The organism is Phyllobacterium sp. (genome assembly GCF_037994425.1).
In the GTDB taxonomy this organism is placed as follows: domain Bacteria; phylum Pseudomonadota; class Alphaproteobacteria; order Rhizobiales; family Rhizobiaceae; genus Phyllobacterium.
In genome coordinates this window covers 1-14,749 of record NZ_JBBNAM010000106.1, presented here as the reverse complement: position 1 = coordinate 14,749, position 14,749 = coordinate 1, and the positions used below count along the sequence as shown (strand labels likewise).

At 56.9% G+C, this 14,749-nt stretch carries 14 protein-coding genes; 9 read left to right on the top strand and 5 right to left on the bottom strand.

Features of this window, described 5'->3' with window-relative positions:
• Nucleotides 1-309 precede the first annotated feature (309 nt).
• From AAAB35_RS07655 to AAAB35_RS07635, 5 genes are read left to right on the top strand one after another with little or no spacing between them, the layout of a single operon-like run.
• Complete coding sequence (locus AAAB35_RS07655; RefSeq protein WP_340667627.1) at nt 310-1,119, top strand: ABC transporter ATP-binding protein; 810 nt, start codon at nt 310-312, stop codon at nt 1,117-1,119.
• A complete protein-coding gene (locus tag AAAB35_RS07650) occupies nt 1,116-1,880 on the top strand; it encodes an ABC transporter ATP-binding protein (RefSeq protein ID WP_340667626.1) in 765 nt (254 codons plus the stop codon). Before AAAB35_RS07655 ends, AAAB35_RS07650 begins: the two co-directional genes overlap by 4 nt.
• Complete coding sequence (locus tag AAAB35_RS07645) at nt 1,877-2,788, top strand: branched-chain amino acid ABC transporter permease (RefSeq protein WP_340667625.1); 912 nt, start codon at nt 1,877-1,879, stop codon at nt 2,786-2,788. The genes AAAB35_RS07650 and AAAB35_RS07645 overlap by 4 nt, the downstream gene beginning before the upstream one ends.
• On the top strand, nt 2,785-3,786 hold the full coding sequence (locus AAAB35_RS07640) for a branched-chain amino acid ABC transporter permease (protein WP_340667624.1): 1,002 nt from the start codon (nt 2,785-2,787) through the stop codon (nt 3,784-3,786). The genes AAAB35_RS07645 and AAAB35_RS07640 overlap by 4 nt, the downstream gene beginning before the upstream one ends.
• A gap of 2 nt (nt 3,787-3,788) precedes the next feature.
• Nucleotides 3,789-5,252: an aldo/keto reductase gene (locus AAAB35_RS07635; RefSeq protein WP_340667623.1), complete on the top strand. Its 1,464-nt coding sequence runs from the start codon at nt 3,789-3,791 to the stop codon at nt 5,250-5,252.
• A gap of 598 nt (nt 5,253-5,850) precedes the next feature.
• Here the strand turns inward: AAAB35_RS07635 and AAAB35_RS07630 are convergent.
• Genes AAAB35_RS07630 through AAAB35_RS07610 form a run of 5 tightly spaced genes read right to left on the bottom strand, consistent with a single transcriptional unit; the run spans nt 5,851 to nt 10,757 of the window.
• Entirely contained in the window at nt 5,851-7,251 is a 1,401-nt protein-coding gene (locus tag AAAB35_RS07630; RefSeq protein WP_340667622.1) for a dipeptidase, read from the bottom strand.
• Nucleotides 7,248-8,006, bottom strand: coding sequence for an SDR family NAD(P)-dependent oxidoreductase (locus AAAB35_RS07625; protein WP_340667621.1), 759 nt, complete (start codon nt 8,004-8,006; stop codon nt 7,248-7,250). The genes AAAB35_RS07630 and AAAB35_RS07625 overlap by 4 nt, the downstream gene beginning before the upstream one ends.
• A complete protein-coding gene (locus AAAB35_RS07620; RefSeq protein WP_340667620.1) occupies nt 8,003-9,028 on the bottom strand; it encodes a 2-dehydropantoate 2-reductase in 1,026 nt (341 codons plus the stop codon). The genes AAAB35_RS07625 and AAAB35_RS07620 overlap by 4 nt, the downstream gene beginning before the upstream one ends.
• On the bottom strand, nt 9,025-9,726 hold the full coding sequence (locus AAAB35_RS07615; protein ID WP_340667619.1) for a creatininase family protein: 702 nt from the start codon (nt 9,724-9,726) through the stop codon (nt 9,025-9,027). The genes AAAB35_RS07620 and AAAB35_RS07615 overlap by 4 nt, the downstream gene beginning before the upstream one ends.
• 14 nt (nt 9,727-9,740) lie before the next feature.
• The gene (locus AAAB35_RS07610; protein WP_340667618.1) at nt 9,741-10,757 is read right to left on the bottom strand and encodes a GntR family transcriptional regulator; all 1,017 of its coding nucleotides are present in this window, start codon (nt 10,755-10,757) and stop codon (nt 9,741-9,743) included.
• Nucleotides 10,758-10,934: 177 nt separating this feature from the next.
• Between AAAB35_RS07610 and AAAB35_RS07605 the strand changes: the two genes are divergently transcribed.
• The 4 genes from AAAB35_RS07605 to AAAB35_RS07590 form a co-directional block, all read left to right on the top strand.
• Nucleotides 10,935-12,512, top strand: coding sequence for an ABC transporter substrate-binding protein (locus AAAB35_RS07605; RefSeq protein WP_340667617.1), 1,578 nt, complete (start codon nt 10,935-10,937; stop codon nt 12,510-12,512).
• 86 nt (nt 12,513-12,598) lie between these two features.
• Nucleotides 12,599-13,537, top strand: coding sequence for an ABC transporter permease (locus AAAB35_RS07600; protein WP_340667616.1), 939 nt, complete (start codon nt 12,599-12,601; stop codon nt 13,535-13,537).
• Between the two features lie 89 nt (nt 13,538-13,626).
• Nucleotides 13,627-14,385: an ABC transporter permease gene (locus tag AAAB35_RS07595; protein ID WP_340667615.1), complete on the top strand. Its 759-nt coding sequence runs from the start codon at nt 13,627-13,629 to the stop codon at nt 14,383-14,385.
• Nucleotides 14,382-14,749: ATP-binding cassette domain-containing protein (locus tag AAAB35_RS07590; RefSeq protein ID WP_340667614.1), on the top strand; the 368-nt coding region annotated here is incomplete at its 3' end. The genes AAAB35_RS07595 and AAAB35_RS07590, both read left to right, overlap by 4 nt.

Here is a 14,749-nt window from a genome sequence, read left to right as displayed (position 1 = left end):
GGAGCTTTTCTGCAAGGTCGACAATTCGGAGGAAATCACCGGCGTCAAACATGCCGTTTATCAGAGATCGGCGCAATTGGGCGTAAACCCGATCGTGGAGTGTTTCACGTCCGACAGGGGACAACCCCTCATCCAGGGTCACGCGGCGATCCACTTCAGTGCCCTCTTGCGATCACGGTAGGCAAACATATCACTCGCTTTCGTTCCGTCGAGGCGACCTCTGTCCGTGCACAATTTCTACTTGCTTTTTCGCGTCACGTAAAGTTTGATCAAACATCACGTATCAAATATTTGTCCAAGAAGATTTTCATGCAGAGTGTCGCCGATGGAAAACATGAAACGGCTTCGATAGACGGCAACCCGGTTATTGATGCGCGCCGACTGGTCAAGCGTTTTGGTGGAATGACGGCCGTGGCTGGTATCTCGCTTGTGCTTCGGCAGGGTGAAATGGTCGGCTTGATCGGCCCAAATGGCGCTGGGAAGACCACACTTTTCAATCTGATTGCGGGAAGCCTTAAACCGTCATCAGGGGAGATATGGATATCCGGTCGTGAGGTTTCGCAAGACCGACCAGAGTTGAGGATCGCTCGAGGCGTTGGACGTACATTCCAGATTCCCCGACCATTTGCCGAAATGACGGTGCTTGAAAATGTTTTGACTGGTGCTCAAAAACAGGATGGCGAGCGCCTTTTCGCGAATTTTTTCAATCCTGGGCGTATTGCGCGGCAGGAAAGGGCGGCGATCGACAAGGCACGGTCACTGCTTTCCTTTGTTACGCTGTCGGGAATGGAGAACGAGCCTGCGCGGGTGCTTTCTGGTGGGCAGCGCAAACTTCTGGAACTTGCCCGGATTCTGATGGCAGACCCGACGGCGATCCTGTTGGATGAACCCGCCGCGGGCGTAAACCCCGCACTTCTGGAAACGATCATGGAACGTGTGCTGGAACTCAACGCGCAAGGGAAATCCATTCTGCTGATCGAACACAATATGAATATGGTATCCCGGCTCTGCAGCCGGGTTATTGCAATGGCCTCAGGCAGGCATCTTGCCGAGGGAACGCCTGACGAGGTTGCGACCAATCCTGCGGTGATCGAAGCTTACCTCGGAGGTGCTGCATGACTTTGGCGGGCGGCACGAACCTGGTCCCGGCGCTACAAACACGATCCCTCGTTGCGGGATATGAGCCGGACATGCCGATCGTCCGCGGTGTCGATCTGTCGGTGTTGAAGGGCGAACTTGTCGTCTTACTGGGCCCGAACGGGGCCGGGAAGTCCACTTTCGTAAAGGCGATCGCGGGCCTCGTTCCGATCCACTCCGGGACCGTGCATCTGGATGGCCAGGACATCACTGCGGTACCAGTTCATGGCAAGATCGGGCGCGGTCTCGCCTTCGTTCCCCAGACCGAGAATATCTTTGCGACGATGTCAATACATGAGAACATGCTTCTGGCCGCTGCGATGGCACCGAAGAGCGAGCGTGAACGACGTATCGCAACGTTGTTTGAACGGTTTCCCGACCTGGCAATGCGGCCATCCCGTCTCGCCGGGCAGCTTTCCGGTGGCCAGCGGCAAATGCTCGCGGTGGCACGGGCGCTGATTGTGCATCCGTCTATCCTTATCCTGGATGAACCGTCGGCAGGCTTGTCGCCGAAGATCGTCGCCGAAGTCTTCACCATGCTTCAAGACATAAACAAGAGTGGCGTAACGATCATTCTCGTCGAGCAAAACGTCCGTGCGGCACTCGCTATTGCGGACCGCGCGATCATCCTCGTCGAGGGCAAGCTCCAGCATGAAGGACCTGCTGCCACACTTGCTGACGATCCGGTCGTGGCAAAGCTCTATCTTGGAGCGTCCGCAACCAGAAAGGCAGGTGTGTCGTGAACCCCCAGTTTCTGGTTGATGGAATCATCGCCGGATCGATGATTGGCCTTGGAGCAATCGGCATCACGCTGACCTATTCCATTCTGCGCTTTGCAAATTTTGCCCATGGCGAGTTCCTGTCCTGGGGGGCGTACATCGCTCTGGCACTGAGTGGAGCGCTCGGCTTTCTGTTTAGCGCATTGAAGACACCGGTAGGTCCCTTTTCCTTTGGTTGGTCACTGCCGCTTGCCGGAATTCTGGCGATTCTACTGACGGGTATGCTTGCACTTCTGCTCGATGCAATACTGTTCGGCCGATTGAGGGCGCAACGGGGTGCCGTCATTATCATGGTCATGGCGAGCTTTGGTGCGTCTCTAGCATTGCGAAGCATGCTCGAATTCATCTTTACGTCGAAGCCGGCCTACTACACCAAAGCGCTGCAGATATCGGTAAATATTGGCGGTGGCTTGCGAGTGACTCCGGACCAGATGCTGGCACTGGCTTTGACGGCAGTCATCGTCCTTGCCATCCATCTCTTGCTGACACGGACCGGTATCGGGCGCTCGATGCGGGCGGTTAGCGAAAATCCCGCTCTTGCTGGAGTTGTCGGTATCGATGTCCGCATGGTCATTCGGGCCGTCTGGATCACCGGTGCTGGTCTGGCATGCATCGCCGGTGTGATGGCGGGCCTTCTGGTTCAGATCAGGCCCTATCTGGGTCACGACCTTTTGTTGCCACTGTTTGCCGCTGCCATCCTTGGCGGTATCGGCAGTGTGCCGGGCGCAATGCTGGCCGGTCTGATCGTTGGCCTGTCCGAAGCGGCTGCTGTGCAGCTCATCGGCGCACAGTGGCGTGCAGCAATTTCCTTCGTGATCCTTGTCGCTGTGCTGTTGATACGCCCGCGCGGCCTGTTCGGGAGGCAAGCATGATCCTTGATCTCGTTGCCTACGGGGCCTTCTTTCTCACCATGGCCCTAACCTATGCCATTATGTGTCTTGGGTTGAATGTGCAGTGGGGGCAAACCGGACTTTTCAATGTCGGCATTGCGGGCTTTGTCGCAATTGGCGCTTACGCTTCCGCTTTGCTGACCACGCCCGAAACCGCCGGGCGCATTGGCGGATTTGGTTTGCCCATTGCTGCCGGCTGGTTAGGAGGTACATTGGTGGCCGGTGCTGTAGCTTACCTGATCGGTGCTCTGACGATCCGCCTACGCGCAGACTACCTCGCGATCGCGACTTTCGGCGTTGCCGTCGCAGTCCAGCTGTGCGTCCTCAATCTCGAAGCGCTGACGGGTGGTGCTTTTGGCATCGGGTTCATTCCGAGACCCTTTGCCGAACTGGCTGGCAATCCGCTTGCATTTGGACTTTCCAATGCGGGACTTCTCATCGCTGTGATAGCCGTTCTCTACCTGGCGCTTGAACACCTTGTAAGCAGCCCTTGGGGGCGAGTACTTCGAGCCATTCGTGAGGATGAGGCAGCGGCACAGGCGCTGGGCAAGAATCCGACGCGATTCCGTTTGCAGGCCTTTACCATCGGTGGTGCAATCATGGGGCTTGCAGGTGCGGCGCAGGCACATTTCATAGGGTTCATTGCTCCCGACAACTATATGCCAATCCTGACGTTTCAGATCTGGGCCATGTTGATTGTGGGCGGATCTGGCAACAATCGAGGTGCCATACTCGGTGCCGTGCTTGTCTGGGGCATCTGGGCTTCTTCGGCAGCCGCTGTTTCGACCTTCTTTCCACCAGAGCAACAGGCGCGGGCAGCCTCGCTGCAGATCGTGATGATCGGCGTCGGGCTCTGCCTTATTCTGCTACTTCGCCCCAGGGGCATTCTCGGTGAAGTCCGCAACGTGTCTCGGCACATCAGGAAAACAATGAAAAGCGATGACGCAGAGTTGGCGTCCCACTCCCTATCGAAGGATTGAGCATGACCCCCATTCCACATCGTATCGCCCTGACGGCAACGCTTGAAATCAGTCGGCTGGTCTGCGGTCTCTGGCAGATTGCGGATATCGAGAAAAATGGCACGATGATGGATCCTGGCAAGGGGGCAGATGCGCTGCTCGCCTATGTGGAGGCGGGTTTCGACACCTTTGACATGGCCGATCATTATGGCAGTGCCGAATTGATTATGGGCCGCCTGCTGTCACGGTATAAAGGGCGCGAACAAAGGCCGGTGGCCTTCACCAAATGGTGCCCCGAACCCGGCCCGATGACGCGCCAGGTGGTGCGAAAAGGTGTCGAGGAGCGGCTGTCACGGCTCGGTGTCGAGAAGATCGATCTGTTGCAATTCCATTGGTGGACCTTCGAACATCCTGCATGGCTCGATGCCTTGCACGAAATGGAGCGGATGCGCGAAGAAGGCAAGATCGAGGCCTTGGGTCTTACCAATTTTGATGCAGCGCATCTAGCAGTGGCCTTGGCTGACGGAATCAAGATTGCCACTAATCAGGTTTCATTTTCGCTTATCGATCGGCGGGCAGCCGGTGCCCTCTCTGAACTTTGCACCCAAACCGGCGTCAAGCTTCTGGCCTACGGTACTTTGTGCGGCGGCTTTCTTTCGGAAAAATGGCTGGATCGCCCCGAGCCGACTTCAATTGCCGACTGGAGCCGCTCCAAATACAAGCGGTTCATCGATATTGCCGGCGGATGGGGTGCGTATCAGGGCATTCTGACCGCCGTTACGTCCATCGCAAACAAACATCAGGTCTCTGTGTCCAATATCGCGAGCCGCTGGGTTCTTGAGCACGAGGCCGTTGCTGCGGTCATTATTGGCGCTCGCCTCGGTGAAACCGAACATCGGGACGACAATCTCAATGTTTTCCGGTTCTCGCTTGATGATGAGGACAAGGCTGCGCTCGAGGCTGCCTTTGCCGTGTCACTGCCAATACCCGGCGATTGCGGCGATGAGTATAGAAAGCCGCCGTTTCTGACCGCCTCAGGTGATCTCAGTCATCACCTCGATAAAGTCCCGTCGGTATTCAAGGCGGAACCTGTTCCTGGAAAGCCCGGCCGAATGCGCGTGTCAACCGGCAGTATCTGGGAGCCGCTTGCAGGCTACAGCCGCGCACTGCGCGTGGGCGACAGGATCCTTGTTTCCGGGACAACGGCAACTCATGTCTCTGACCGCTGTGTCGCCCCGGGGAACCCCGGTGCACAGGCAACTTATATCCTCGACAAGATTGCTGCCTCGATTGCAGCATTGGGCGGTTCGATTGATGACGTCGTTCGAACACGTGTTTACCTGCGGGATGTCGACAAATGGGAGCCGGTGTCCCGCGCGCATGGGCGGGTGTTTTCCGGGGTACTTCCGGCAAACACCTTGATTCAGGCGGGCAATCTGGTCGGGGACTACGAAGTGGAAATTGAGGTTGAGGCGGTTTGCGCCTAGGGGGTTATCGAGCTGGGAAGCGGACATTTTTGGCGCGACCGTCCCCTCGTATCCGAACGGCATCTCTCTTCCAACCGAGGCACCACCACAATACCGCCGGTGAGCGAAGACCCCGGCGACCGCGATCAATCAAGTGATATAACCGCATCCTAAGGCTGTCGCCACTTAGGGACCTTGCTCTTCAAGGCGCGGCGGTAAGATGGTCTCGTATCGTCTCAATAAACTATTGGGGTACCACTCCGGTTGCCGGTCATTGAGGAGGATTGAGATTCGACAGGGTATCTCCAACACAATTTTCTTGGATACCACTTTGAACTCTGAATAGTAGTTGGCGGTGAAGGGATCAACTACCGCCAAAGCGGAACTGCCCCGCACTAGCGGGCAGGCCAGAAATGACTGGAATATATCTGCAACGACGTTGGAAGCCGGTTTGCCTTCTACGAAATATTGGGCCCTGTGAGAGGATCATTTTCCCTTCTGTTTCATCGACGCTAGCATTCAGTCCCTCGGGAACTGGCTTCCGTTTCTGCTGTTCGCGCGTCCAGTCAGGAAATGACGAGTGCAAGGCTAGGCCTGTCGACAGCAAAGGTATGGATTTTCAGATTATTATAGTTGGCTCAAGCTTCGGATGATCGGCAAGCCGGCCCAGCAATCGTGCCCAAGCGACAAGACCCGTGCGGAAATTCGACAAGCGGAAGAATTCATTCGGCGCGTGATAATCCTCGTCCGACGTGGAGAATGAAAAGAAGATGACCTCCGCACCGAGATACTTGCGGAATGCCGTGCCGATCGGGATGGTTGCGCCCATGGCAACGCGCAAGGGGTAACTGCCAAGCAATTCAGCAAGTACTGACTCCGCGGCAAGAAGGCCGGGCAGGTTTGGATCGACTGAAAAGGCCTCGCTGCCCGGCCCGTGCGGCTCAATTTGCAAGCCGTAGCCAGCGGGCAAATTGGTTTCCAGATGGCGCGTGATAGCCTCGATCACCTTGGAAGGCTTCTGGCCGGCAACAAGGCGGCAGGTGATTTTGACGCTGGCGGAGGAAGGGATGACGGTCTTCGTTCCCGGACCTTGATACCCGCCGAAGATGCCGTTGAATTCCAGCGTGGGTTCCAGCCACTGTCGTACCAGAAGCTGGCTGCCGTTTTCGATTGGATCGGGTTTAGGCGTACCAATCTCGCGATAATAGGCCCCGGCGTCGAAGTCAGCCACATCGATTGCTGTGAGAATAGTGGGATCCAGAGATTTGATGCCATCCATGAAACCAGGCACTGCGACACGAGCTTCGGCATCGTGGAACGATGCAAGCAGCTTGCAGAGTGCGCGGATCGGATTGGGTGCGCTGCCGCCGTGGCGGCCGGAATGCAAATCCTTTGAGGCGCCGGTGACGGTTACGTCGATAGCCACCATTCCGCGGCTCGCCACCGTCATCGACGGACGGTCCGGTCGCCACATCGCACCATCTGCCGAGATGACCAGATCGCAAGCGAGGCGACCTCGATTGCGCTCGAGGGTGGGCTCGAAATGCTCGCTGCCGGATTCCTCCTCGCCCTCGATCAGTATCTTGAGATTGACCGGCAAGCGGCCTTCATTGTTCAAGTAGGCTTCGACCACGAGGATCGGGATCAATAGCGGGCCTTTGTCATCCGAAACGCCGCGCGCATAGAGCCGGTCCTCTCGGATCGACGGATCGAACGGCGGACTTGCCCACTTGTCGAGTGGATCGGGCGGCTGCACATCGTAATGGCCGTAAACGAGGATTGTTGGCAACGCAGCATCGCTGATGACCTGGCCGTAAACGGCGGGATGTCCGCCTGTATCCAGGACCTCGACCGAGGCGAAGCCGGCCTTCTTCAGACGGTTTGCCATAAATTCGGCCGCCGCCAGGATTCCTTCATTAAAAGCGGGATCGGTGCTGACGCTGGGGATACGGCAGAATGCTTTCAAATCCTCGAGCGCTTCCTCGTAGTGTTCAGCCAGATATGTCTCTACGCCGCTCATTTGCCGCCATCCACGCTGATAACCTGCCCGCTGATCCATTGGGCGTGGTTCGATGCGAAGAACAGAACCATGTTGGCGATGTCATCGGGTTTGCCCAGTCGCTTGAGCGCTATGCTGTCAAGAAGGCTCTTCTGGCCATCTGCACCCATCGCCCTCCACTGCCTTTCGGTTGTCGGGTTCGACAGCACGAAACCGGGCGCAACATTGTTGACTGTGATGTTCCAAGGGCCGAGTTCATGCGCGAGCTGGCGTGTCAGCCCGATCTGACCCGCCTTGGCACTGGCATAGGCCTGTATTCCTGTGAGTGAAACGCCAAGCCCCGCACCACTGGAAATATTGATGACCCGGCCGAACTTGTGTTTTTTCATTATGGGAGCGACGGCCTGCGTCATGAAGAAGGCGCCTGACAGATTGACGTCGAAAATCGTCTGCCAGTCCCTTTCGGAAATATCCTCGATGGGTTGACCGACCTGTCCACATACACCGCCGGCATTGTTGACCAGAATATCCACGGCGCCATCGGCGGCCTCTATTTTTGCAACGGTCGCCTGAACGGCGCTCCTGTCACCCACATCCAGCGCATGGGCAACCGTTGATTGTCCACAAAGGGCAACGGTTTGCGCGAGCCCGGCTTCATTGATGTCACAGACATGCACTCGCGCGCCGCGGCTCGCGAATGCCTGAGCGATCGCACGGCCGAAGCCGTGGGCGGCACCTGTGACGATGACGGTTTTTCCGCTGAACTCGATGTTCATGCTCCAGCCCCCGCCTGATCAAGCAGGTCAAGATTGGCAAGGTCGAGGGGGCGGCGACCATCCTCAATCTCATGGATCAGTTCGACGACCTTCGCCGCCAACGGGGTGGGCACACCGAGCGATCGTCCGATTTCGACGACCGGTCCGACCTGCGCATCGACCTCGGTCTTGCGCTTGCGGATGGCCAGATCGCGCCAGATGCCGGAGTGCGATTTCGCCGAGCGGCGGTTATGAATGACCATTTCATCGAATGAACGTGCGGTGTCCGCAGCCGATGCGGTAGGAGCGAACGCTGCCGGGTCGAACCCATCGAAAGCCTCAGGAACCACGTCCCTGGCATTGGCCACCGCGCCGACTTCGAGCGCAAGCTTTGTCAGGATCGGCCTGTAACGCTGGTTGGCCAGCACATCGGCGATACTGTCATTGGTGAGCGCTGTGCCAAACAGCAATGTGCCGTAGATCAACTTACCCCAGAGATAGCCCCAGATGTTGTCGGTAAGGATGGCTTTCGGCTCTAACTCCCGCACCAGCGCATAAATCTGTTCGATACGCGCGGTCCGTTTCCCGCCCAATTCTCCGACCACGACTGCTCCGTGACCGCTATAGTGCACGACGCCGGGTTCGAGGTAATCGGCGCCGAAGTTGACGAAACAACCGATGACCCGATGCTCGCCTACAACCTTGCTGATGACGGTTTCGTTGAGGCCATTTTGTGCCGATACGACGTAGCCATCTTCGGCGACATGCGGCAGCAACGCTTTTGCCGCGGCCTCGGTGTGGTGGGCCTTCACGCACAGGAAGATACGATCGAACTTGCCTTTCAGGTCCTGGGGGGTAAAGGCGTTGGCCTTCACGGTGTCCTGAAAGATCGGTCCCTCGATCCTCAGGCCGTTGGCATTGATTGCGGCAACGTGATCGGCGGCATTGTCAACGAAAACTACTTCATGTCCCGCCCGGATAAAGGCTGCTCCAAGCGTGCCTCCAATCGCGCCGGCACCCCAGATGAGGATCGGACCGCTCATGCCCATGCTCCCTCGAGCAAGGCCCGCGTCTCTTTCACGGCAACATCCCAGATTGCGAGCATTTCCTCATCCGGGCGTTCGTAGTAGCCGCCGAAATTGCCGTCGCCAAGATAAGCTCTGACGCCCGAAGGATCCATGATCCGCATGCGCGCAAGGTCTATCATCGGCTTCTGCTGGGTCGGCAATTGCGTGCCCGGCAGCCGCGTCCAGGGGAAGTTCTCCATCCACGAGGCATGGGAGGCCACTTTGTCGATTTCCTGCACCTTGGCAAAGGTGGCCGGTGCGTTCCACCAATTGTGAAACTTGACCGCCGTGCCAGGATTGTCAGCCATCCATTCGATCGCCAGGCTTCCCGCCGGCTGGTTGCCGCCATGACCGTTGACGATCAGGATGCGGCGAAAGCCCTGGGCCTTCAGTCCATCCAGTATATCGCGAACGATGCGCACATATGTTTCGAGGCGAAGACTGATCGTGCCGGGATAGGCCATGAAATAGGGAGTGAGACCATAGGCGACGACCGGAAATACCGGAATGCCCAGTGGCTCTGCTGCATCCGTGGCGACTTTTTCCGACAGGATGGAGTCGACTGAGAGCGATAACTGGGCGTGTTGTTCGGTGCTTCCCAAGGGGAGAATGGCCCGGTCGTCGTTGTGCAGATACTCTTCGATTTGCTGCCAGTTGGCTTGTGAAACTTTCACGATGGTTCCCTTCGTTATTTGTCCATGGCGGACACGCGTTTGGGCGACGTATTTTCAGTGGCCGATGGTGGCAGTCCGCCTGCTGCTCGGACGATGGGCAAGATTACTCTTTCGATATCGGCGACATCGGGGGCGTGGCGGTATTCGATCGCCTGTGCGCCACGGCGGAGTCGACTTGTGACCTCCTCGGCGCCAGACGCGAAGATGACAACATTGGCATGCGCGATAATTTCGTCGAGCCCCGAGGTCTCGAGTGTCGCACCTGCAATTTCACTGACATGCGGCGCAAACCTCTGGACGCCCGCTTTCATGATCGGCAGGAAATCCGGAAAACGGGAGACAACCGCGATGGAAGCGAGCGAATCCAGCGAAGCCAATGCCATTCGTGTTTCTTCCGATGGGGTAAAACTGATGGTGACCACCTTGGTGTTCGGTACCAGTGTCGCCACTTCCCGGTGCCGGTTGGCAAAGGTTATCGCGAGGTCGGCCGAATTTGCTCGCGCTCTCGTTTCCCTGTCCCGCTCGATCGCCGAAATGGTCAGCGATTCCACGGTTACGCCCTTTCCGAGACGGGCAGCGATGAATCGCGCATAGCTGGCGGTTGCTTCCGGAAAAAGCCCGATCATGACGATCCGCATGCGTTGGCCGAGGCTTTCGCGGTAAAAGACCCTGGAACTGACCAATGAGACAAACTCGGCAGATCGAATGCCAAGGGCGCGGCTTTCCTCTATCAACGCGTCGATGTGGCGATGCAAATTTGTCTGGTCCGAACGCCCGGCGAGCCGCGCCTGCAAACTGTCGGTTACAAATGTACCGGAGCCTGGGCGTGCATCGATCAGACCTTCCGCTTTCAAATCGGCATAGACCTGGCTGACCGTCATCGGTGCCACGCCGATCTTCTCGGCAAGTTCGCGCACGGAAGGAAGAGCTTCGCCCGGAATCAATTCTCCGCAGGCAATGCCGTACTCTATGAGCCCATGAAGTTGTGTGCGGAGCGGAACCGGCAAATCGCGATCGATGAAAAATTCCATATAACCAGTCTTCAGCTGTTCTAGTGGGCTATAACGATTATACCGACCTCCACCCAATCGCAAGGTCTGGGATATAGCTAGCAAACGATACTATAAACTGTTGACAGGGCAGGAGGTAAGTGAAATCGTTATACCCAATAAGAACACTTGTACGGTTCAAAACAAAGGGGAATACGAATGAAAAAGATCGCCAAGGCGGCTCTTGCCGCCGTATTGCTCGTCGGTGCGAGCCTTTCCGCCGCTGCGGTGGAAAGGGGTGGAACCATGACCTATGGGCGTTACGCCGACAGCCTCTTTCTTGATCCGGTGCTCAACGACGCCAACGTCGACATCTGGATCCTGTCCAACCTCTATGACACGCTGCTCCTTCCCACCGATGATGGCAAAGGCGTTCAGGCCGGACTTGCCACCGAATGGAAGGTTGCCGACGACGGCATGAGCGTAAGTCTGACGTTGCGTGACGGCATCCAATTTTCCGACGGATCGCCGATCAGACCGGCCGACGTTGCCTGGTCGCTGAAGCGTGCGGCCAACAAGGACAATGGTATCTGGAACTTCCTCGTAAGTTCTATCGACGATGTGACGACGGAAGGTGAGAAGACCGTAGTCCTGAAGTTGAAGCACCCCGACCCGGCCATCCTTGCTGCCTTAACAGTGTTCAACACCGCAATCTTGCCCCAAAAGGTGTTTGAGGCGGCCGCCGGTGCGACCGACGCTGATAAAGCCAAGGCATTTGCCGAGCATCCGGTCAGTTCGGGCCCGTTCGTATTGCAATCGTGGGATCGCGGGTCGACGATGAAGCTGGTGCGCAACGAGCACTATTGGGGCAAGGGCGAGGACGGTAAACCTTTGCCCTACCTTGACGGTGTCACCTTTGAGGTCCTGCCGGATGACGCCACGCGCATTTTGAAGCTCAACTCCGGCGAGATCGACGGGGCGGAATTCATTCCCTATTCGCGCGTCGAAGAATTGAAGTCCGCCGGTAACCTCAATATGGAACTGTTCCCTTCAACGCGCGTGCAGTACGTCACGATGAATGCGCGCCCGCAGATCAAGGGCAAGGACAATCCGCTGTCCAATCCCAAAGTACGTCAGGCGATGAACTATGCCGTCAACAAGGACGCCATCATTGCGATCGTAACGCACGGCGTCGGCAAGCCTCTGACGTCTTACATGTCTTCAGCCACGCCGATGCATACCGGCGATAAGCCACTTTATGCCTATGATATCGAAAAGGCGAAGAGCCTGATGAAGGAGGCCGGATTCGAAAAGGGTTTCGATACGAGCATCCTCGTTCTTGCGGGTAATCAGGACGAAATCGGTATCGCGACTGCGTTACAGCAGATGTGGGCGGAACTCGGCATCAAACTTGAGCTGCAGCAGGTGGACAATGCTACCCGTACCCAGCAGTATCGCGATGGTGTTTTCACCATGCGTGAATCTGCGTGGACAGACGATATTGCCGATCCGAACGAGATCACATCCTATTTCGTCTATTCGCCGACCATCGATGCCCTGCACACCGGGTGGAAGAACGAGGAGGCGGACAAACTCTTTGATGCATCGCAAAAGGAGATCGATCCTACCAAGCGTGCGGCCCAATACGCTCGCATCCAGGAAATCTATAATGGCGACGGGCCGATCGTGCCGCTCTACGAGACACCCTATCCTGTGGCGCTAAGCAAGAAGGTGCATGGGTTCTTGCAGATACCGCTTGGCAACAATTTCTTCGGTCGTGCATGGCTGGATAAATAATCGGAGTTTCAATTGCATACCGCGGGTGATTAAGATGTCACCCGCGTTCATTGTTGATACTCATGCAAAACATCGGGAGCGGCGCATTGCCACTTTTCAGTTTCGTTCTGCGTCGCATTCTTCAAATGATCCCGACTGTGGTGTTTATCCTCGTCGTCACATTCGTCCTGGTGAGGCTTCTGCCAGGCGATCCCGCAAGCGCCATGCTCGGCGATCGTGCCATTGATGCCGACGTGCAGCGCATCAATGCCAGCCTTGGGCTGGACAAGCCGATCCCTGTTCAATTTCTGTACTTCCTAAAGAACGTGTTCATCGGCGATCTTGGCACATCAATCGCACTGAAGCTGCCTGTAACGACTATCATCATGCAACGCTTGCCGGTGACGCTGATGCTGACCTTAATGGCAGCGCTGCTGGCCCTCGTTCTGGCCGTTCCACTGGCGTTCATCGCAGCACTGAAGCGGGAACAGACCGCCGACGCGCTCATCAGAGGTACATTCCAGGTCGGGTTATCGATGCCTGTCTTTTACATTGGTATCCTGATGTTGACCGTTTTCGCAGCCACTCTGAAGTGGTTCCCGGTCGGTGGTTACGGCGAGACATTTGGTGACAGGCTTTATCATCTGTTCCTGCCCGCTTTGACACTCGCGTTCAGTTTTTCTGCCGTGTTGATGCGAAATCTGCGTTCCTCGATTATAGGCGTCATCAATGCCGAGTACGTCGATTTCGCCCGCGCCAAAGGGCTGCGCCCTCGCATTATCATGATCAGACACGTGTTGCGCAACGCCCTGATATCGACAGTCACACTGTTCGGACTACAGATCGGGACGCTTTTCGGGGGCGCGGTCATCACCGAGACAGTCTTTGCCGTGCCAGGCGCCGGCCGTCTCATGATCGACAGTATTTATGGGCGCGACTATCCCATGCTGCAAGGATTGACGATTGCGCTCGCGGTTCTGGTATCGCTGACGTTTTTGGCAACCGACATATTTCAAGCCTGGCTTGACCCGCGGATTGCCCGATGAATTTCGCCAGTGATAAAATTGGGCTTTATCCGAGGTTCATGCGGCTGGCATTGCCCCGTACCTTGATCTGCGGAACGATAGTTATTGGTGTGAGTCTGCTTATTGCATTCTTTCCAGCGCTGTTTGCCCCGTATGACCCTATTGCGTTCGACTATAACGCGCTGCTGAAGGGGCCATCATTCGCACATCCGTTCGGCACAGACAGTTTTGGCCGCGATGTCCTGTCCCGTGTGATCCATGCCTATACGATCAATATGCAGATCGCCATGTTCGCGACTGTCGGCCCGTTCATCTTCGGAACGATTATAGGAGCCTATGTCGGCTATGCGGGAGGCCTTGCGGAGGCGATTTTTGGCCGTGTCGTGGACGCGGTGATCACGTTCCCGTTTCTTGTTCTCGTGATCGCGATCGTCTCGGTTCTGGGTCCTGGACTTGGCAACATGTACGTTGCCGTCGGAATTGTCGGATGGGTATTTTATGCCCGTCTCGTCGCGGCCGAGATCAAGGTACAGAAACGTCTCGACTATGCCGATGCTGGGCGGGTCATGGGATATACGCCGATGCGGATTATCTTCCGGCATCTCCTGCCCAACGCAATCACGCCGGCCGTCGTCTACTGGATGACCGATATGGCGCTGGCGATCCTTTTGGGATCCAGTCTTGGCTATCTTGGGCTTGGCGCCCAACCGCCCGCCGCCGAATGGGGCGTGCAGATCGCCGACGGCAAGAATTTCATGAGCACGGCATGGTGGATTTCTGTCTTTCCCGGCATCGCCATTGTCGTCACCGGTCTCGGTTTCAGTCTCATGGGTGATGGGCTGGCACAGCTTCTGAGGGTGCGTCGATGAGTGCAGGAATCGACACCGGCCTTGGCCTCAAGGTTCGTGGTTTGACAACGCTTTTCAATACGCCACGCGGCACAGCGGTCGCCGTTGCTGACGTTGATCTCGACGTGGGACCCGGAGAAATGGTCGGGCTGGTCGGCGAATCCGGTTCGGGCAAGAGCGTGACCCTGCGTTCGATCATGGGGCTTATCCAGGCCCCTGGCAATGTGAGCGGCAAGGTTGAATGGGGTGGGCGCGATATGGTCGCCATGCCGGCCGAAGAGCTGCGGCGCATCCGCGGCAGTGAAATCGCGATGATTTTTCAGGAGCCGATGACCGCGCTCAATCCGGTGCTGCCTGTCGGGCTGCAACTCGAGGAAAATCTCGT